Source organism: Nocardia anaemiae NBRC 100462, assembly GCF_001612725.1.
Lineage (GTDB): Bacteria > Actinomycetota > Actinomycetes > Mycobacteriales > Mycobacteriaceae > Nocardia > Nocardia anaemiae.
Genome location: NZ_BDAZ01000069.1, coordinates 55,826 through 74,411, shown reverse-complemented (window position 1 = coordinate 74,411; position 18,586 = coordinate 55,826). Strand labels below are relative to the sequence as shown.

At 65.6% G+C, this 18,586-nt stretch carries 19 protein-coding genes; 12 read left to right on the top strand and 7 right to left on the bottom strand.

What is annotated here, in order from left to right:
• Window positions 1-24: 24 nt before the first annotated feature.
• Entirely contained in the window at window positions 25-438 is a 414-nt protein-coding gene (locus NA5_RS32525; protein ID WP_062992843.1) for a DUF5997 family protein, read from the bottom strand.
• Between the two features lie 83 nt (window positions 439-521).
• On the opposite strand from NA5_RS32525, the gene NA5_RS32520 reads away from it, so the two are divergent.
• A complete protein-coding gene (locus NA5_RS32520; RefSeq protein ID WP_062992842.1) occupies window positions 522-1,439 on the top strand; it encodes a LysR family transcriptional regulator in 918 nt (305 codons plus the stop codon).
• 40 nt (window positions 1,440-1,479) lie between these two features.
• Here NA5_RS32520 and NA5_RS32515 read toward each other — a convergent pair whose 3' ends face one another.
• On the bottom strand, window positions 1,480-1,746 hold the full coding sequence (locus NA5_RS32515) for a DUF2631 domain-containing protein (protein ID WP_062992841.1): 267 nt from the start codon (window positions 1,744-1,746) through the stop codon (window positions 1,480-1,482).
• Between the two features lie 165 nt (window positions 1,747-1,911).
• Between NA5_RS32515 and dxr the strand changes: the two genes are divergently transcribed.
• The 5 genes from dxr (at window position 1,912) to NA5_RS32490 (ending at window position 8,556) form a co-directional block, all read left to right on the top strand.
• Entirely contained in the window at window positions 1,912-3,051 is a 1,140-nt protein-coding gene (gene dxr / locus NA5_RS32510) for a 1-deoxy-D-xylulose-5-phosphate reductoisomerase (protein ID WP_062992840.1), read from the top strand.
• Between the two features lie 191 nt (window positions 3,052-3,242).
• Complete coding sequence (locus NA5_RS32505) at window positions 3,243-4,445, top strand: M50 family metallopeptidase (RefSeq protein WP_062992839.1); 1,203 nt, start codon at window positions 3,243-3,245, stop codon at window positions 4,443-4,445.
• Between the two features lie 182 nt (window positions 4,446-4,627).
• Window positions 4,628-5,785 (top strand): flavodoxin-dependent (E)-4-hydroxy-3-methylbut-2-enyl-diphosphate synthase, encoded by a 1,158-nt coding sequence (ispG, locus tag NA5_RS32500; RefSeq protein ID WP_062992838.1) that lies wholly within the window; start codon window positions 4,628-4,630, stop codon window positions 5,783-5,785.
• Between the two features lie 55 nt (window positions 5,786-5,840).
• Entirely contained in the window at window positions 5,841-6,704 is an 864-nt protein-coding gene (locus tag NA5_RS32495) for a GNAT family N-acetyltransferase (RefSeq protein WP_084484597.1), read from the top strand.
• A 64-nt stretch (window positions 6,705-6,768) separates the two neighbouring features.
• Entirely contained in the window at window positions 6,769-8,556 is a 1,788-nt protein-coding gene (locus tag NA5_RS32490) for a penicillin-binding transpeptidase domain-containing protein (protein ID WP_062992837.1), read from the top strand.
• Here the strand turns inward: NA5_RS32490 and NA5_RS32485 are convergent.
• The gene (locus tag NA5_RS32485; protein ID WP_245672499.1) at window positions 8,550-9,719 is read right to left on the bottom strand and encodes a BTAD domain-containing putative transcriptional regulator; all 1,170 of its coding nucleotides are present in this window, start codon (window positions 9,717-9,719) and stop codon (window positions 8,550-8,552) included. The genes NA5_RS32490 and NA5_RS32485 overlap by 7 nt on opposite strands.
• Window positions 9,720-9,944: 225 nt before the next feature.
• On the opposite strand from NA5_RS32485, the gene NA5_RS32480 reads away from it, so the two are divergent.
• Complete coding sequence (locus tag NA5_RS32480) at window positions 9,945-11,060, top strand: hypothetical protein (RefSeq protein WP_062992836.1); 1,116 nt, start codon at window positions 9,945-9,947, stop codon at window positions 11,058-11,060.
• On the opposite strand, the gene NA5_RS32475 is transcribed toward NA5_RS32480, so the two are convergent.
• A complete protein-coding gene (locus NA5_RS32475; RefSeq protein ID WP_062992835.1) occupies window positions 11,061-11,567 on the bottom strand; it encodes a peroxynitrite isomerase in 507 nt (168 codons plus the stop codon).
• 176 nt (window positions 11,568-11,743) lie between these two features.
• On the opposite strand from NA5_RS32475, the gene NA5_RS32470 reads away from it, so the two are divergent.
• Entirely contained in the window at window positions 11,744-13,048 is a 1,305-nt protein-coding gene (locus NA5_RS32470) for a TIGR03118 family protein (RefSeq protein ID WP_062992865.1), read from the top strand.
• A gap of 54 nt (window positions 13,049-13,102) precedes the next feature.
• On the opposite strand, the gene NA5_RS32465 is transcribed toward NA5_RS32470, so the two are convergent.
• Window positions 13,103-13,447 carry a winged helix-turn-helix transcriptional regulator gene (locus tag NA5_RS32465; protein WP_063813729.1) on the bottom strand — a complete coding sequence of 115 codons (345 nt, stop codon included), beginning with the start codon at window positions 13,445-13,447 and terminating at the stop codon, window positions 13,103-13,105.
• A 61-nt stretch (window positions 13,448-13,508) separates the two neighbouring features.
• Between NA5_RS32465 and NA5_RS32460 the strand changes: the two genes are divergently transcribed.
• The gene (locus NA5_RS32460; RefSeq protein ID WP_062992864.1) at window positions 13,509-14,285 is read left to right on the top strand and encodes an SDR family oxidoreductase; all 777 of its coding nucleotides are present in this window, start codon (window positions 13,509-13,511) and stop codon (window positions 14,283-14,285) included.
• A gap of 213 nt (window positions 14,286-14,498) precedes the next feature.
• Window positions 14,499-14,936: a DUF4254 domain-containing protein gene (locus NA5_RS32455; RefSeq protein ID WP_062992863.1), complete on the top strand. Its 438-nt coding sequence runs from the start codon at window positions 14,499-14,501 to the stop codon at window positions 14,934-14,936.
• On the opposite strand, the gene NA5_RS32450 is transcribed toward NA5_RS32455, so the two are convergent.
• Window positions 14,933-15,433, bottom strand: a complete 501-nt coding sequence (locus NA5_RS32450) for a hypothetical protein (RefSeq protein WP_245672498.1) — start codon at window positions 15,431-15,433, stop codon at window positions 14,933-14,935. The genes NA5_RS32455 and NA5_RS32450 overlap by 4 nt on opposite strands.
• Before the next feature lie 493 nt (window positions 15,434-15,926).
• On the opposite strand from NA5_RS32450, the gene NA5_RS32445 reads away from it, so the two are divergent.
• Both NA5_RS32445 and NA5_RS32440 read left to right on the top strand, forming a co-directional pair.
• Window positions 15,927-16,709: an ABC transporter permease gene (locus NA5_RS32445; RefSeq protein ID WP_062992862.1), complete on the top strand. Its 783-nt coding sequence runs from the start codon at window positions 15,927-15,929 to the stop codon at window positions 16,707-16,709.
• A complete protein-coding gene (locus NA5_RS32440; protein WP_062992832.1) occupies window positions 16,706-17,530 on the top strand; it encodes an ABC transporter permease in 825 nt (274 codons plus the stop codon). Before NA5_RS32445 ends, NA5_RS32440 begins: the two co-directional genes overlap by 4 nt.
• On the opposite strand, the gene NA5_RS32435 is transcribed toward NA5_RS32440, so the two are convergent.
• Window positions 17,531-18,436, bottom strand: a complete 906-nt coding sequence (locus tag NA5_RS32435) for a helix-turn-helix domain-containing protein (protein ID WP_245672497.1) — start codon at window positions 18,434-18,436, stop codon at window positions 17,531-17,533. It abuts the gene before it with no gap.
• Between the last annotated feature and the right edge of the window lie 150 nt (window positions 18,437-18,586).

Genomic DNA, 18,586 nt, shown 5'->3' with positions numbered 1-18,586 from the left:
CGCACCCCAGTCGGTGCGGCTGTGCTAGGTGCGGTTCTTGGCGGGCCGGTTGGAGGTGGCGCGGCGTTCGGCCTGCTGGGTTTTGATGCGCTCGTTCTCCTTGCGCACCGCGGCGTAGTTCTCGCGCTCGCGGATCAGCCATTCGGGCGGGTCGGCGAGCAGGGCGGCGATTTCCTCGGCGTCCATCGCATCGGAGACCTCGGCGCGGGCCAGGCCGGTATTGGAAACTCCGAGTTTGCGGGCGACGATATCGCGCGGGAAGGGGCCGGTCCTGCGCAGTTCGGTCAGCCAGGCCGGGGGATCGGTGCGCAACTGTTCGAGTTCGGCGCGCGAGATCGGGGAGTTGCGGAATTCCTCGGGCGTCGCCGGAAGGTAGATGCCGAGCTTGTTCGCCGCGGTCAGCGGCTTCATGGTCTGCGGTTTCTTATCCGGGCTCACCGGTACAGCGTATCCGGCCCGGCCGCGGCCTCAGACCACCCGCCTGGCCAGTCCCCGGCGACGCTGGCAATACCCTCATACGAATGAACCCCGAGTCCATCGACGTGACCCGGCTGCGCTGGTTTGTCGCGGTTGCCGAGGAACTGCATTTCGCCCGCGCGGCGAAATCGCTGCATATTTCGCGGCAGAAGTTGAGTCACACGGTGATCGACTTGGAGCAAGAACTCGGGACCGAACTCTTTGTGCCCGGCGCCCAGCCGACCCAGCTGACCGAGGCCGGGCAGCAGTTGCTGCGCGATGCCAGGGACATCATCGCGCGCAGCGAAGAGCCGGAGCCCGTGGCCCCGGAGGATGGCGAACTGCGGGTCGGCTTCGTACCCGGCGTCACGGTCTCCAAGTGGACGCGGATCTGGGGTGAGCGGTTTCCGGACACCCCGCTGGAGGTGATCCCGATTCCGATGGCCGAACAACTCGCCGCGCTGCGTGACGGGCGAGTCGACGCCTGCTTCGTCCGCCTACCCATTGATCGTGCGGGTCTGAGCGCGATTCCGCTCTACCGTGAGCTGCCCGTCGTAGTACTGCCCAAGGACCACACACTGTCACTTTTCGAACAGGTGGGCATGGGTGATCTGGCGGGCGAACGGATACAGGACTCGAGCGATATCGATGCGATCGCGGGCACCATCGAATTGGTCGCGGCCGGTGTCGGCGTGGCCATCGTTCCGCATTCCATCGCCCGCCTGCACGCCCGCCGCGACCTCGTCTACCGGACGATGATGGGCGTCCCGGAGACCGAAATCGCGCTGGCCTGGCCCGCCGCGCAGACCACAGAACTGATCGAGGAGTTCGTCGGCATCGTGCGCGGCCGCTCGGAACGCAGCTCGCGCGCCCAGGCTCAGCGCAAGAAGGTCGAGCCGAAGAAAGCCACCAAGCGCTCGACGAAGAACGCCGTCAAGAGTTCCGGAGTCAAGACAAAGCCCGCCAAGCGACGAGGGCGTTAGGCGGGCGAATCCCCGAGCGAGTCGATGACTTTCGGTGGGACTACCGAGGCTTGCGGCGCAGAATCGAGTCGCGGATCAAGATGCCCGCGATCACGGCGGCGAAACCGACCAGGAACACATCCTCGATGTGGCCCTTGTGGTTGCCGATGGTCATGGCCACCAGGATCACGCAGACGACCCAGCCCGCGACACGGAAGGTGCGGCGTGATTCTCCGCTCCAGCCCCATTCGGCGGACGGAACCTCGGCGGTGTCCACATGGGTGACGATTGCGCGGTCACTGGTGGGTTCGAGTTCCGTGGCGGCCACGATCGCTCCTTAGCTCGGTATGGGTGTTGCTGCCGATATCGTGGCATACGACCGCTCGTCGTAGCCACCAGGGCTGTGTTCGATGGGCGGGCCAGCGGCGCCCTACGTGGTCACGGAGGCTACCGCCTTCGGGCGCGTCGCTGGCCCCGCTGCCACAATGGGCCCGTGTCCGACATCGTGAGAGTCCTTCTGCTCGGCAGCACCGGTTCCATCGGTACCCAGGCGCTCGAGGTGATAGCCGCCAATCCCGACAAGTTCGAGGTGGTCGGCCTGGCCGCGCGCGGCGGCAACACCGAGCTGCTCGCGGCGCAGATGGCTGCCACCAGGACCCGCAATGTCGCGGTCGCCGATCCGGCGGCGGGCACCCGACTCGATCTGGCACTCAGCGGTCCCGGCGCCGTCACCGAACTGGTGCGCCGCACCGAGGCCGATGTCGTACTCAACGCATTGGTCGGTTCGCTCGGCCTGGAGCCGACCCTGGCCACCCTGCAATCGGGCACCCGACTGGCGCTGGCGAATAAGGAATCCCTCGTCGCGGGCGGCTCGCTGGTCACCCGCGCCGCCGCACCCGGTCAGATCGTGCCGGTCGACTCCGAACATTCCGCGCTCGCCCAGTGCCTGCGCGGTGGTCGGGCCGAGGAGGTGGATCGGCTGGTTCTGACCGCGTCGGGTGGTCCGTTCCGGGGCTGGACCACCGAAATGCTGGAATCGGTGAATCCGTCCGAGGCGAAGGCGCATCCGACCTGGTCGATGGGTCTGATGAATACGCTGAATTCGGCATCGTTGGTGAACAAGGGCCTCGAACTGATCGAGACGCATCTGCTTTTCGGGGTGCCCTACGACCGCATCGATGTGACGGTGCATCCGCAGTCGATCGTGCACTCCATGGTCACCTTCAAAGACGGCTCCACGCTGGCCCAGGCCAGCCCGCCCGATATGAAGCTGCCGATCGCACTGGCCCTCGGCTGGCCCGATCGCGTGCCCGGCGCGGCCGCCGCCTGCGACTTCAGCACCGCGTCGACGTGGGAATTCGAGCCGGTCGACAATGCGGTATTCCCGGCGGTCGAGCTGGCCAGGCAGGCGGGCACCGCAGGCGGCAGCGTCACCGCGGTCTACAACGCGGCGAATGAGATTGCGGTGCAAGCGTTCTTGGACGGGATCATTCGTTTCCCGGATATCGTGCGCACCGTCGCCCGGGCGGTCGAGGCGGCCGATCGGTGGCGCGCCGAACCCGAGACTTTGCAGGACGTACTCGCCGCCGACACCTGGGCCCGCGACTACGCGCGGACACTGGTAACCCGCTGATCGAACCGTATGGGGCGCGCCGTAGGACGGCGGCCTGGCAGACTTACCGGAGAGGGTTTGTCGGCGTCCGGTTACTGTGGTCGGGGTGCTCGCGGCGCGGACGGACGTGCCGGTGCGAGTAATCGCGGCCGCTGCGGGCGGCCGCACTTCATTTGAGGCGAGCTGCGCAACGCAGGAGGGCTGTACAGCAAATGGTGTTCGCGTTGGGGTTCGTACTGTTCGCCCTCGGCATCACGATATCGATCGCGCTGCACGAATGCGGGCATATGTGGGCCGCCCAGTCCACCGGCATGAAGGTGCGGCGCTATTTCATCGGCTTCGGTCCGAAGATTTTCTCGTTCCGGCGCGGTGAAACCGAATACGGCCTCAAGGCGCTCCCGCTCGGCGGCTTCTGCGATATCGCGGGCATGACCGCCTTGGACGAACTCGCACCCGAGGATCTCGGCCGGGCCATGTACCGCCAGAAGACCTGGAAGCGCCTGGTCGTGATGTTCGGCGGGATCGCGATGAATTTCGTGCTGGGGTTCCTGCTGCTTGTCGTGCTCGCGATCGGCTGGGGCCTGCCGCGCTTCGACCAGCCGCCCGCCACCACCATCGGCGCGATGAAATGCGTCGCCCAGCAGAATCCGGACAAGTCGCTTGCCGACTGCCAGGGCACCGGTCCGGCGCAGCGGGCCGGATTGCAGCGCGGTGACGTGGTCAAGGCCGTCAATGGCGTGAAGGTGACGACCTGGCAGCAGTTCACCGCCGAAACACAGAAGCAGACCGGCCCGTTCGCCTACACCATCGAGCGCGACGGTCGGACCCAGACCATCGAGGTCACCCCGGAACGCGTCACGCGTTATCCCGAGGACGGCGGTCCGGGCCGCGAGGTCAGCGCGGTCGGCGTCGGTTCGGAGTACTACGAACCCCTGAAGTACAACGCGCTGGCCGCGATCCCGGCCGCGGGCGCGTACACCGGGCAGATGTTCGTGCGCACCGTGGAATCGCTGGCTCAGATGCCGCAGAAGGTCTCCGCGCTGTGGACCGCGGTCACCGGTGGTGAGCGCGATCCGGAAACTCCGGTCAGTGTCTACGGCGCGAGCAAGATCGGTGGTGAGACCGCCGAGCGTGGCCTGTGGGGCGTGTTCATCCTGGTCCTGGCCAGCCTGAACTTCTTCCTCGGCGCATTCAACCTGTTGCCGCTGTTGCCGCTGGACGGCGGGCATATCGCGGTGGTGCTCTACGAGAAGGTCCGCAATACCGTGCGCGGCTGGAAGGGGCTGGCGCCGGGCGGTCCGGTGGACTATCTGAAACTGCTTCCGGTGACCTACGTCGCAGTGGTGATCGGCGGTGCGTATATGGTTCTCACGCTGGTCGCCGACATCGTGAATCCGATCCAGCTGTTCCGCTGACGCGCTAACCTGTGGCGGTTGTGCCGCGATCACTACCGCGAACGCCGGATTGCTGGCATTTCGGGGACACCTGTGTGTCATGACTCATGTCATGGCTGTCACAGGGTGAGCAGCCGCGGCACGCGGCTAAGCTCGGTAGGCGAACGGCCCGAAAAAGTACGCACGAAAGTAGGCAGCCGAAAGTGACCAGCACAATCGGATTGGGGATGCCGACCGCACCCGCGGCCGTTCTCGCGCCTCGCCGCAAAACCCGCCAATTGATGGTGGGCAATGTGGGCGTCGGCAGCGATCACCCGATTTCCGTGCAGTCGATGACCACCACCAAGACCCACGACGTCAACGCCACCCTGCAGCAGATCGCCGAACTGACGGCCTCGGGCTGCGATATCGTGCGCGTCGCATGTCCGCGTCAGGAGGACGCCGACGCATTGGCGACCATCGCGCGCAAGAGCCAGATCCCGGTCATCGCGGACATCCATTTCCAGCCGCGCTATATCTTCGCCGCCATTGATGCAGGTTGTGCCGCAGTGCGCGTAAACCCGGGCAATATCAAGGAATTCGATGGCCGGGTCGGCGAGGTGGCCAAGGCCGCGGGCGCGGCGGGCATCCCGATTCGCATCGGCGTGAATGCCGGTTCGCTGGATAAGCGGATGTTGGAGAAGTATGGCAAGGCGACCCCGGAGGCGCTGGTCGAATCGGCGCTGTGGGAGGCGAGCCTGTTCGAGGAGCACGGCTTCGGCGATATCAAGATCTCGGTCAAGCACAACGATCCGGTGGTCATGGTCGAGGCCTACCGTCAGTTGGCCGCGCAGTCGGATTACCCGCTGCACCTCGGTGTGACCGAGGCCGGTCCGGCGTTCCAGGGCACGATCAAGTCCGCCGTCGCGTTCGGTGCGCTGCTGTCGGAGGGCATCGGCGACACGATTCGGGTGTCGCTGTCCGCGCCGCCTGCCGAGGAGGTCAAGGTCGGCGGCCAGATTCTGCAGTCGCTGAACCTGCGCCCGCGCAAGCTCGAGATCGTCTCCTGTCCGTCCTGCGGTCGCGCCCAGGTCGATGTGTACACCTTGGCCAATGCGGTGAGCGCCGGTCTGGAGGGCATGGAAGTGCCGCTGCGGGTGGCCGTGATGGGCTGTGTGGTGAACGGTCCGGGTGAGGCACGCGAGGCCGATCTCGGTGTCGCCTCGGGCAACGGCAAGGGCCAGATCTTCGTGAAGGGGGAGGTCATCAAGACCGTGCCGGAGGCGCAGATCGTGGAGACCTTGATCGAAGAGGCCATGCGCATCGCCGAGGAGATGGGCGAGACGGCAGGCGCGGGCGAACCCGTCGTTACCGTCAGCTAGCACGGGTTCCCGAGTAGCCGTACCGGAGTCGGCCGATTCGTGGCAGGCTGTCGATGTGCGGAGTCTGCTGGAGCCGACGCGACGGGCCAAGGATGCCCCCGCGCGTCAGCTCGCGAATCGGGATCTGGCACAGGTGCTGCGGGTGCTGGACAGCGATCCGATCGCCTCGTGCATGGTGGCGGCACGGTTACAGGAATTCGGCTTGGATACCGGTGTCGGGCACGGCGAACTGTGGAGTCGGGGTGGACCGTCGGAGTCCCTGTGCTTCTCCGGTGCGAATCTGGTGCCCCTGCGCGGTGATGAGGATGCGTTGCGCGCCTTCGCCGCGCGGGCGGTCCGCTGGCCGCGGGTGTGTTCGTCGGTGGTCGGGCGTCAGGAATTGACGCTGCCGCTGTGGGAGATGTTGTCCGCGCATTGGGGACCCGAACGCGAGCTACGCGGTGCGCAACCACTGTTGGCCATGGGCCAGCCCGCGCTGGCCACCGCCGATACGCAGGTCCGTCGAGTCCGGCCCGATGAGTTGGAGCGATATCTCACCTCGGCTATCGCCATGTTCATCGAGGAGGTCGGGGTCGATCCGCGCGCGGGTGACGGCGGCCGCGGCTATCGGCGTCGGATCCAGAGCCTGATCGAATCCGGCCGCGCCTGGGCGCGTTTCGAGGACGGCGAAGTGGTGTTCAAGGCCGAGGTCGGATCGCTGTCCCGGCGGACCGGGCAGATCCAGGGCGTGTGGGTCCATCCCGAACGGCGCGGCGCGGGCCTGGGCACCCGCGGTACGGCCGCGGTGGCGAATGCGGTGGTGGCCTCGGGTCGCACCGCGAGTCTGTATGTGAACGACTACAACAACATCGCCCGCCGGGCCTACAGCCGGGTCGGATTCCGACAGATCGCTACCTTCGCGACGGTGCTGCTCGACTGAACGCGGTACCGAACGTCGGTGTGCCACAGGCGTTTGCCCGGCGTTGACTATACGATCGGTCCCGATGTCGACTCGCATGCTCATTACGCTGGCCGTCGCGGCGCTCGCGGCGGCGGGATCCGGCTGCTCGGCCGGCCCGCAGGGACCGGTGCCCGCGGCCGATGCCTTTCTGGCCGCATTCGCCGAGCACGAGATCGAGGCCGCGGCCGAACTCACCAGTCAGCCCGAGAAGGCAACCGCCGCATTGCGTTCGGCATGGGAGCAGTTGCAGGCCGAGAAGCTGACCGCGCATACCGGGGCGGCCAGGGTCACCGGCGACACCGCGACCGTCGACTACACCTACGAGTGGCGCCTGCCCAAGGACCGGATCTGGAAATACTCCGGCCAATTGCAGATGGGGCGCAGCGACGGTCGCTGGATGGTGCGCTGGACCTCCTCCGATATCCACCCCAAACTCGGCGCCACCCAGACCATGGCACTGCGCGCCAACCCGGCCCCGCGCGCCAGGGTGAACGAGCAATCCGGCAGCGATGTACTGGTTCCTGGCAAGGTATCTCGGGTCGCGTTCACCGTTGCCTCGGCACCGGATCCGGGCTATACGGCGACCTCGCTGGCGGTGGCGCTGAACCGCTTCGACGAGCGGCTCACCCCAGAGGCGATCCTGAGTGCGGCGCGCGCCGCCAAGGGCGAGTACACCGTCGCGCTCTTGAGCGAGTACGAATACGAGCAGGTCAGTGCCGATCTCATCGGCCTGCCCGGTGTCACGCTGACCCAACTGTGGGATATGGTCGCCACCGACCGCGATTTCGCACCCGATCTGCTCGCCCAGGTTCGCAAGACGGTTATCGCCGAGGTGGACGGCAAGGCGGGGTGGAGCGTTGTCACCATGAACGCCAACGGCGCCGATACCGACGTACTCACCGAGGTGCCCGCACAACCCGCCCCGTCGTTCTCGCTCAGTATCGACCGCAATGTGCAGAACTCGGCACAGCGGGCCGTCAACGGCCGCGAGGAACAGACCATGATGGTGGTGCTGCGGCCCTCGACCGGCGCGATTCTCGCTGTCGCACAGAACAGGGCGGCCGACCGCGACGGTCCGGTGGCCACCATCGGTCAGTATCCGCCGGGTTCGGTCTTCAAGACCGTGACCGCGGCCGCGGCCATGTCACTCGGAAAGGCAACGCCCGAAACGATTTTGCCGTGTCCGAGCCGAATTGTCGTCGGGGAGCGGACAATTCCGAACTACAACCTCTTCCAACTCGGTGACGTACCGATGGCCACCGCCTACGAGCGATCCTGCAATACCGCATTCGCGAAATTGGCCAGCGAGCTGCCCGGCGACGCGCTGCCCGATGCCGCCGCGAAACTGGGTGTGGGACAGGGATATACAGTTCCCGGCCTGCCGACCGAATCGGGTTCGGTGCCACCGGCCGACGATATGATCCAGCGCACCGAGGACGGTATCGGCCAGGGCAAGGTGGTGGTGAGTCCGTTCGGAATGGCGATGCTGGCCGCGACCGTCGCGCACGGGTCCGCGCCGGTGCCGTATCTGATCGCCGGGCGGACCACCGAGATCAAGGGGGACCGTCCGGCGATCGGTGCGGAGGTGATCGATGGTTTGCGCATGATGATGCGCAAGGTGGTCACCGGCGGTACCGCCGAACGCATTGCCGACCAGGGCGAGGTGTACGGCAAGACCGGGGAGGCCGAGGTCGACGGCGGCTCGCATTCGTGGTTCGTCGGCTATCGCGGGGATCTGGCCTTCGCGACCTTGCTGGTGAAGGGTGGCAGTTCGGATCATGCTGTCGCGGTGACGCGGGATATGCTCGCCGCCCTGCCCGCGGGCTACTGAACCCGCCTGGAGTTGGTGCGACTGGTGGACTCCGGCGGCGTGCCGCGATCGGGCATCTCGTAACGCAGTGTGGTGGAACCGATTCGGATGACATCGCCGTCCGCGAGTGCGGTATCGGCACCGATCGCCACACCGTTGACGTACACACCATTGGCCGAATCCCGATCCCGGATGAAGATCCGGTTGTCGCGCGGCACGATGCGCGCGTGCTTGCGGCTGACCCGGGCATCGTCGAGCACGATGTCGTTATCCCATTCGCGGCCGATCCGCAGCCCGGTCGCCGGTATGGCGATCGCTTCGCCGTCACCGACCCGCAGCCAGGCCTGCCGCAACAGATCCGGCAGATCCCGCTTGGTAGCCCCGGGCGAGGAGGACACCGTCGGCAGTGCCTGCTGGCTGCGGATCGCCTCCTCCAGTGCCAGGGTGCGCGGATCCGGATCGATGCCCTGCTGGTCGGCGAGGTTTCGGCGGATGCGTAGGCAGGCGGCGAGTGCGTCGGCCTGGCGGCCCGCGCGGTAGAGCGCGGAGATGAACAGTCGCCAGAGTCGTTCGTTCACGGCGTGTTCGGCGGTCAACGCGGTCAGCTCGCCGAGGACCGCGCCCTCGCGCCCGCATGCGATATCCGCATCGAGGCGATCGGCGATGGCATTCAACCGACGTTCATCCATATCGGTGCCGAAATTGTCGGCGAAGCGCAGGCCGCGCAGCCCAGCGACCGCCTCACCGCTCCACTGCGCGAGCGCGTCGGCGAAACATTCGGCCGCGGTTTCCAGATCGCCGGTGGTGAAGGCCAGCGAGCCCTGGGTTCTGGCCCGCTCGAAACGGCCGACATCGCATTGATCCTCGCCGATATCGAGCAGATATCCGGCGTGCACGGTGCGCAGCACGGCCCGATCGTCGACCCCGGCCGAACGCAGAATCGTGCGCAGATTCGAGACATATGCGTAGAGGCCGTCGACCGACCGATTCGGCATCTCCTCTTCCCAGATGCTGTTCGCCAGTGTGGTTTTCGCGACGGCATTGCGTCGGTTGATGACGAGCATGGCGAGCAGCGCGCGGAGTTTTGTGCCGGGCAAAGGTATCGCTTGATCATCGACCAGCAGGCGCACCGGCCCGAGCACTCGAAGATCGAGCGCCGGTCGATTCGAGCCCGCAGAGCCCACCAGATTCCCTCCGAACGCTCCGCTTCCGGACCGCCGCTGCCCCACGGCTGTTTCGCCGACGGAAGCGTCACGCGATGGAATTCAGCATACGCATCGATGGAGCGCCGTGCCTGTAGCGACTACGCCCTCGGCGAAACAACTACGCGCCGCGCCGAATTCGGATCGATAATGTGATCGTCCACCGCCGCGGTGGACCTTGTCGGCGATGTTGTTGGAGTTGACCGGATGGATGATGTACTGCTGACCCCGCCGGATGCGGCCGAAGTTGCGCTGCTGGCCAGCGGTGTGGTCGCGGCGGCGTCCGGTGCCGACGGGCTGACTCCGTTGCAGCAGTTGCTGATTCCGTCGCTGTTCCTGTCCATGACCGGACATCGGGTCGAGTTGGAGACACTGCCGCCCATCGATGCCGAGACCTTGGCGGCCGGGCTGGCCCGGCGTAATCGGATCTTCCGTGAGCGAATCGTGCAGACGATGCTGCTGTCCGCGCTGGTCGTGCGGCCGTTGCCGTCGACAGTAGCAACCAAACTGCGGGAATTCGCCGACGCGCTCGAGGTCGATGACGACATGATCGCGGTGGCGCAGAAGTACGCCGAGGGCGCGATCGAACTCGCCGCGGTCGACTTCGACCGCAACGGTTATCTCGGCGGGCTGGATCCGAGCCGGTTGACCGCATTGCACACCGAAAGTCTGGATTCGTCCTGGGGACAGGTCAGCAATGATCCGGCCTTGGCCGCGCGCTGGGCAACCCTGCGCGAGTTGCCCGTCGGCACACTCGGGCGCGGCGTCGCGGATTTCTATGCCGATCGTGGTTTCGTCACGCCCGGTCTGCCCGGTTCCGCGCCGCCGCTGCTCGCCCAGCACGACTGGGTGCATGTGCTCGCCGGATACGGCACCACGCTGGAGAACGAGATCGAGGTATTCGCCTTCATGGCGCGCGCCAATGACGATCCGCGCGCGTTCAGCCTGCTCGCCATGGTGATTTCGCTCTTCGAAACCGGCTACCTCCATGCCGGAGCCGGATTGTTCGAAGCCAATGAAGGGCATTTGCGCACCGCGGGCATGGCGACCCGTCTCGGCGATGCCATGCGACGCGGCGCACTCACCCATGGCAGCCACGATTTTCTCGACCTGGACTGGTTCGCGCTCGCCGATCGGCCGATCGCGGTGGTGCGCAATGAGATCGGATTGACGGCGAAGTCACCCGAAGCCGTCGCCGCCGGTTCGGTCGGCGCATGGGCAACGGGCGGTATCACGCCATACCAACTGCATTCGGCCGAGGCCGCCGCTCAGGCCGAGGGCAGGGCGTATGTGCCCTGGCGTCCGGATCCGTCCCGCGACTGATCAGGCGCGGTGCAGGGTCGCCGCGAGGTGGTGGGTCAGTGGTTCGCCGACCGCGGCCATGCGCAGGGTGTAGTCGATGGTGTCGCCGGTCAGTGTGATCGAACGGCCGAGGGCGGTCACCACTTTCGCGGTACTGCTGCGGCCGATGCTGGTCGATTCGAATTCCATCCGCAGTTCACCATCGACGATGGTGAGGCTGCCCTCACAGATCTCGGTGATGCCGGTCGGGTGGGCCAGGATCAATTCGACGTGATCCGGGCGCGGACAACGCAGATAACCGGTTTCGGCGTGCATCGGTCGGCTGCCGTCGGCGGCGCGGGTGCGCTGCCGATAGGTGAGGAACGGTCGGCCGAGGTGGCCGAACTTGATTTCCTCGACATAGTCGAACGACTCGATGGTCGGGTACTCGCCGTGGCCTGGTCCGCGCCATGTGCCGAGCAATGGTGCGAGCGGAGCGATATCCGGATGGGGGGCGACGGAAGGTTGAGGGGCGACCACGCGCGACAGCTTAAACCTGTCGGATCCGGGGTGTTCCGATACGGTCGAAATTCCGCCCAGCTAAGGTTAGCGTCGCCTAATCGCCGAATGAGGGTTGCGAGTGGCTGGAAAGGACGAAGAAGTTGAACGCACGCCTTAGTGAATCGCGCCGCAACGGGGCCCGGCGGTCGCGGACCCGCAACGGTCTGCTGCGCGCATCGGTGCTCGGCGCTGCCCTGGTCGTGGCCGCGGCATGCTCGGATTCGAAGTCGTCTGACGATGAAGTGCCTGCCCTCGACGGCAACCACTACGCGCAGACCAACCTCGCCGCCAACAACGCCGAATACAAAGCGCAGTACACCTTTCCGGACATGGTGAACGCGTGGGGACTAGCCGATCGCCCGAAGGGTGCGGGCGGGCATTTCTGGGTCGGTGCGGGCGGTAAGTCCTTCCAGTTCGTCGGCGATGTCAGCGCGTCCGCGGATCCCAAGGTGCAGAAGCTGTTCCAGGATCCGCTGAAGATCGTCACGATTCCGGGCGCGGACGCCGACACCTCCGATAAGAGCATCGGCAAGACCACCGGTGTCGTCTTCAACGGCGCTCCCATCACCTCCGATCTGTTCGTGGTGCGCGACCAGCCGGTGGACGTCGATGGTGCGCCGGTGCCGCTGACCGGTTCGTCGCGGTTCATCTTCGCCACCGACTCCGGCAAGATTTCGGCATGGACCGAGCAGGGTCCCGAGGGCGCGATCATCCGGCACGACGGCCCGGCGAACCTGGTCTTCGACGGCGAATCCCAGGGCATGGCGTTCTTCGGTATCGCGCTCACCCCGTCCGGTGACAAGCTCCTCGCTGCCGACTTCGGTGAGAACCCGCAGATCCGCACCTTCGACAAGGACTGGCAGCTGATCCCGACCGTCGGCTTCGCCAACCCCTTCGCCACCGGCGATCAGATCGACGCGGCAGCACCGGATAAGGGCAAGAAGGCCAAGCCCGGCGATCCCGCGCCGTTCAATGTGACCACCATCGGCAACCGGGTATTCGTCTCCTACGCCGACACCAAGCCCGATGAGCAGGACGCGTCCAAGTTCGACAAGGCCGAAGAGGATTCGCTCGACAAGGATCAGGAGAAGGACGCCAAGGGCAAGCCCGCCAAGGGCAAGGTCGCCGAATTCGACGGCAGCGGCAAGCTGGTCCGCATCCTCGACGACGGCGGCCGCCTCAATGCGCCTTGGGGTGTCGCGGTGGCTCCCGCGAACTTCGGTCCGCTCAGCGGCAAGCTGCTGGTCGGCAATTTCGGCGGCCTCGGCCATGTGCTCGCCTACGACGATGCCACCGGCAGGTTCGTCGATTACCTGCGCGATGAGAAGGGTCAGCCGGTCGAGATCGAGGGTCTGTGGGCCCTGATGTTCGGCAATGGCGAGAGCCTCGGCGATGCCGATTCGCTGTACTTCACCGCGGGTCCGGATGACGAGAAGGAAGGTCTGTTCGGCAAGCTCCGCTTGAAGTAAACCTTTACGTTGGCGAAGGCGCTTCCCGGTCGGGGATCGCCTTTGTCGTAGGTGCTAGTCGGGATCGGGGGATGGCGGGGTCCAGCGTTCGGACCAGCTCCACAGTGGTTGCAGGGCCGCGGTGAGGGCGAGGCCCGCCGGGGTGAGTTCGTAGGTTTTGTCCGCGTTCTTGGTGATCACGCCCGCGGTCTGCAGGTGTTGCAGGCGGGTCGAGAGCATGCTCGACGAGCAGTTGCCCATGCGGCGGCGCAGTTCGAGGAAACCGAGGCGGCCGGGCTCCAATTCCCACAGGACGCGCAGGATCCAGCGTTGGCCGATGAGCTCCATGGTGGCCAGCATGGGCGCGTGCGCCGGGTCGTTTCGCCCGCGTGACGGCTTGGCTCCATTTGCACTTCTCATTTCGAACTACCATAGTGATTCTAAATTAGAAGCGTTGCTGTGGGCTGATGAGCGAGGGCAGATGGGCGACTCGACGGAACGACGGATCGTGCTGATCACCGGCGCGTCGCGGGGAATAGGGGCCGAGACGGCGAAAGTGCTGGCTGCGGGCGGTGATCACGTGATCATCAACTATCGGGAGAAGCGCAAGCGCGCCCACGCGATCGCCGATGAGATCGGCTCGGCTGGCGGCAGTGCGTCGATTGCCGGTGCGGATATCGCCGATGCGGATGCCACGGCGGCGCTGATCGCCGAAGTGGTGGCGGAATTCGGGCGGCTGGATGTATTGGTGCTCAACGCCTCCGGCGGTCTCGAGCGCGATGCCGCGCCCGACTATGCGATGGCGTTGAACCGTGACGCGCAGGTCCGGCTGGTGCGGGAAGCCTTGCCGCACCTGCCATCCGGCGGCCGGATCGTCTTCGTGACAAGCCATCAGGCCCACTTCCACGGCCGAAAACCCGTTCCGGCGGACTATGAGCCGATCGCCGCGAGCAAGCGTGCGGGTGAAGACGCCTTGCGTGCGATGATTCCGGAGTTGACCGAGCGTGGCATCGGGCTGAATGTGGTATCCGGCGACATGATCGACGGCACGATCATCGTCCGCCTGCTGGAACGCCGCAATCCCGATGCGGTTTCGGCTCGCCGCGATCACGGGGCACTGCCGACCATCGAGGAGTTCGCCGCAGTCGTGGGCGAGGCCGCATGTGCCGCAACCGAATCCGGTCGCACGTTCTATGTCGGCGGTCAGGATTATCTGACCGATGGCCCGGCCTGGGACATACCTGCCAGTCGGCGCTGACGCTTGCTCACCGCCCGGACCATAGTCATGGTTACTGCATATTTGCCACGTATGCGCACGTCTGTAACAGATTGATATCGACGGTTTCTGGTCGCAAGCGCGGATCAAGGTTGATAATCGAGGCGTCGCGTGTGGTCGTGCGGTGCGGAAACGGCGTTGCTGGTCGGGAGGTTCGCCGACTGCGGCGCGGTCCGGCGTCAGCGGGAGGCCCAGATGAGGAATGTCGGAAATTACCGGATGATTCCGGGACGGGATATGTTGCTGGCCGCATGCCGCGGGCTTCCGCACGACGATCATCCGATGTTGGAGGCGGCGGGGGAGTTGGCGCAGCTGCACGAAATTCGCGAGCGGACGCCGGTGTCCGAGATGGCCAAGCTGGATCGGCGACGTGCCCAACTGGTGCGCTCGATCGACCTGTGGGTGGCGCTGGCGATGCCGGTGCCGTGCTCGGAGGCACAGTTGCACTCCGAAACCGTCGGCCAGTTGGTGGATCGGCTGGCCAGAATGACCACGCAGGCCTTCGTGCCACTGTCCGCGGCGCCCGAGGCCGTTTTCTATGACGCGTGGGTGCAGCTCAACGAGCTGGCCGATAGCTACCAGGATCTCGTCGACGGACTACGGGATGGCACCCGCCGACTACCCGGTGGCTAGCGCCCGCGCCCGAACAGTCGGAACGAACGTGCCGGGCGGCGCGGCAGGGTGGCATAGACCATGGTCATATCGGCGAAGACCTCGGCTTCTCGTTCACCGTCGGCGCCGAACTGCTCGCGGCCGAGTACGTGCTTGATGGAGGACGGTGAGATGGACGGCAACAATGCGGCCAGCGATGGTGTGATCGGCTCGCCTGCCACCGTCCCCTCCTTGCCGTGCCCGAACAGCATGTGACCGATCTCGTGCAGGATGATGTGATCCGCATTGCGCTCGGTGGCGGACGCGTCGTAGACGATGATGTCGTCGTGGCCGCGCGCCACCCATAGTCCGCTGCCGCGACACCCGATATCCGCGAGCGCGGCGGCGGGAATCGCCTGCAGCGAGATGGAGCGACCACGGTGCGCGGCGACACTTGCGAGGTAGACGGACAGATTCCAAGGACTGGGGAGGGGCACGGTCCGCGCTGCTTCACGGAAACGGGCTTCCATGCTGGTCATCGGGGCACACATTACTCACCCGGCGCGCGGTAGTCACTTCGCGAATCGGACATTCCGTCGAAAACGATAGCGGTGCTGCATCATTCACATACCCGTGCGACCTCGTTCGGCAGACACCTTGGTGGGATTCGTCGCCCCCGCGGAGTCCCGTTTCGACACCCCGGGGCGGTATCGACATGTCATCGGTTCGGCGAGATTGGACGACGACCTGATCGCCCGCATGGCAGCGGTGCGCCCGATTTCGGACGAGACGAGCGAAAACGACCATGCGGTACGTACGCGAAGTGTGCGGAAAGCTGCACCGACTCCGGTCGGGTGCGACATGCTGGGAACAGCCGGTTCCCCACCGACAAGCACGGTTGACGCGCAGGATGGGAGCGTGCAGATGAGCCTCGGCAGCGACTCGGGATCGAGCACCGTCCAGCAGGACCGCGGCGACGGCGAAAACCGCCGCCTGAGCAGCGAGAGGCTGGTGGACGCACCGCCGCCGCGGATGGTGACCGCGGCGCAATGGTGGGCGCTGACCTCTCGGCTCGTCCGGCCGTCCTGGCGCAATGGCGAGTTGATCACCGCACTACTGGCGCCGACCGTCTTCACCCTCGGCTTCTACGTGCCGCTGAACCTGGTGATGACCGTCTACGGACACGGCCTGAGCAGCTATGCCCAATTCCTCATGCCGATGATCGTGATGCAGGCGATCGCCTTCTGCGCGATCACCGCGGCATTCCGCTCCGCCACCGACGCCAAGGACGGGCTCAATATCCGCTTCGGATCGATGCCGATGGGTTCTCCGGTACCGCTGGCGGCCCGGGTCACGGCCGGGCTGTATCGGGCTGCTGTCGCGTTGGCCGCGGCGCTGGTATCCGGCTATGTGATCGGCTTCCGTTTCTATGGAAGCTGGTGGGACACAATTGGTTTCATCGGCTTCGCGATGCTGATCGCACTGGCGTTGTGCCTGGGTGCTGATCTGTTGGGCACCCTGACCAAGAGTCCGGAGGCGACCACTCAGGCGCTCATCCTGCCGCAGCTGATCCTCGGCATGGTCTCTACCGGATTCGCCCCCGCCCGCCAATTCCCGCACTGGATCCAGGGTTTCGCACGCAACCAACCGGTATCGCACTTCGTGTACGGGCTGCGAGCACTCGCCGGTGATTCGACGGGTAATGCGGGCGCGGTCGGCTGGTACATCTTCGGGCCCGCGCTGGCCTGGACCCTCGGACTCGCCATCGTCTTCGGCGCGGGCGCGGTATTCGTCTCGATCCGGAGGTCGGCATGACCGAGGTACTGACTCCCACGGAGGAATTGCCCAAGGTCCACGGGCAGACCGAGACCTGGCGTCTGCTGATCCCGCAGACGCTGATCCAGACCAAGCGACTATTGGTGCGCTGGTGGCGTGATCCGCTGACCGTCGTACAGTCGCTGATCTTTCCCGCGCTACTGCTGGTGATGCTGAATACCGTCCTCGGACGCCAGATTTCGTCCTTCTCCGGTGCGAGCGCGCTCTACGGTTCGGTACCGATGGTCGCGCTGGTCGGGGTGATGTCCGGATCGGTGGCCGGTGCCATCACCCTCGGCCGCGAACGCGACGAGGGCCTGCTGGCCCGCTTCTGGGTGCTGCCGGTGCATCGCGCGTCCGGACTCGCCGCGCGCATTCTGGCCGAGGCGATCCGGATCCTGTTGTGCACCGCGGTGTTGTTCGCGGTGGGCGTCGCACTCGGTTTCCGATTCGAGCAGGGCTTGTTGGCGGGCATCGCGCTGTTCGGGGTGCCGCTGATATTCGGCATCGCTTTCGCCACCGTGGTGACGGCGGTGGCGGTATTCAGTGCGAAAGCCGCTCTGGTGGAGGCAGTTTCGCTCGGTTCGTCGCTGCTGATGTTCTTCAGTTCCGGATTCGTGCCGCTGATCGCCTATCCCAAGTGGGCGCAGCCGATCGTGCGCCATCAGCCGATGTCGTATGCCATCGATGCCATGCGCGGGCTGTCTCTCGGCGGTCCGGTGCGCGACCCGCTGCTGGCCACCATCGCCTGGTGTATCGGCGCGCTTGTCATTTTCGCGGTCCCCGCGGCGCTCGGCTATCGACGGGCCAGCCGCAGCTGATCAGCTCATCTCTTTGGCGGCCTTATCGATCAGCGCCATGGAGTCGCGCGGGCTGAGCGCCATGGCGCGCAATTGGTCGAAAATGATGCCGAAGCGGCGGATCTGCGGATGGCCCTCGATCAGTTGATCGCCCGCGATGCCCTCGACGTACACCAGCTCCGGATCGGCCGGATCCTTGAAGTCCAGCAGCGTGAAGGATCCGGCCATACCGGGATGCACACCCGCGCTGAACGGAAGTATCTGCAGGATAACGTTTTTCATCTGTGAATCATCGAGCAGCCGCTTCAACTGTGCCTTCATGACATCAGGGCCGCCGACCATCCGCCGGATCGCCGCCTCGTCCAGCACCACCCACAGCTCTAGGGGATCCGGTTTGGTGAGATGCATGGCCCGATCCATCCGCGCCCGCACATTGTGCGACACCGTGGCTCCGTCCAGCTTCGGCATATTGGTGTCGATCACCGCCTCGGCATACTCCGAGGTCTGCAATAGCCCTGGGATGTAGGAGGTTTGGTAGTGCCGGGCCGAGAGTGCCTCGGATTCGAAGTTTATATAGGCCGCGTGCACCTCGGTGAGTGTCGCCTCATACGGGCGGGACATGCCGGGTTTGAGTGCGTCCGAGAGGAGCTCGAGCGCGTCGGTGCGCTGCTGTTCGGTGACGCCGTACAGATCCAGCATCGCCATCAGCGTGCGCCGCTGTGGGCGCGCCTGCGCCGTCTCGATGCGGTACAGCGTGGTGATATTGATGCCGGTCTTGCCGCTGACATCCTCTTTGCTCAGCCCCGCGTGTTCGCGCATCTCGGTCAGTAGCACCGAGAGCCGCCGCAAACCTGCGGTGAGGACTGTGCGCTTGCCTGCCATGACAACCCTTTCGCCCGGCGCACCCGATAGCACTCTTGCGTACATGTCTGTAGTAAGTGCCCGCACACACCGCAAATATGCAATCGCAGTGTGGTCAGAGACTACCGCCTTTTGCAGTAACGAAGTTCGGAGTTTTCGCCGGATATTCCGTCGTCGCGGCCGATGGCCGGGACGGTGGCCGGATCTGTGGGGTGT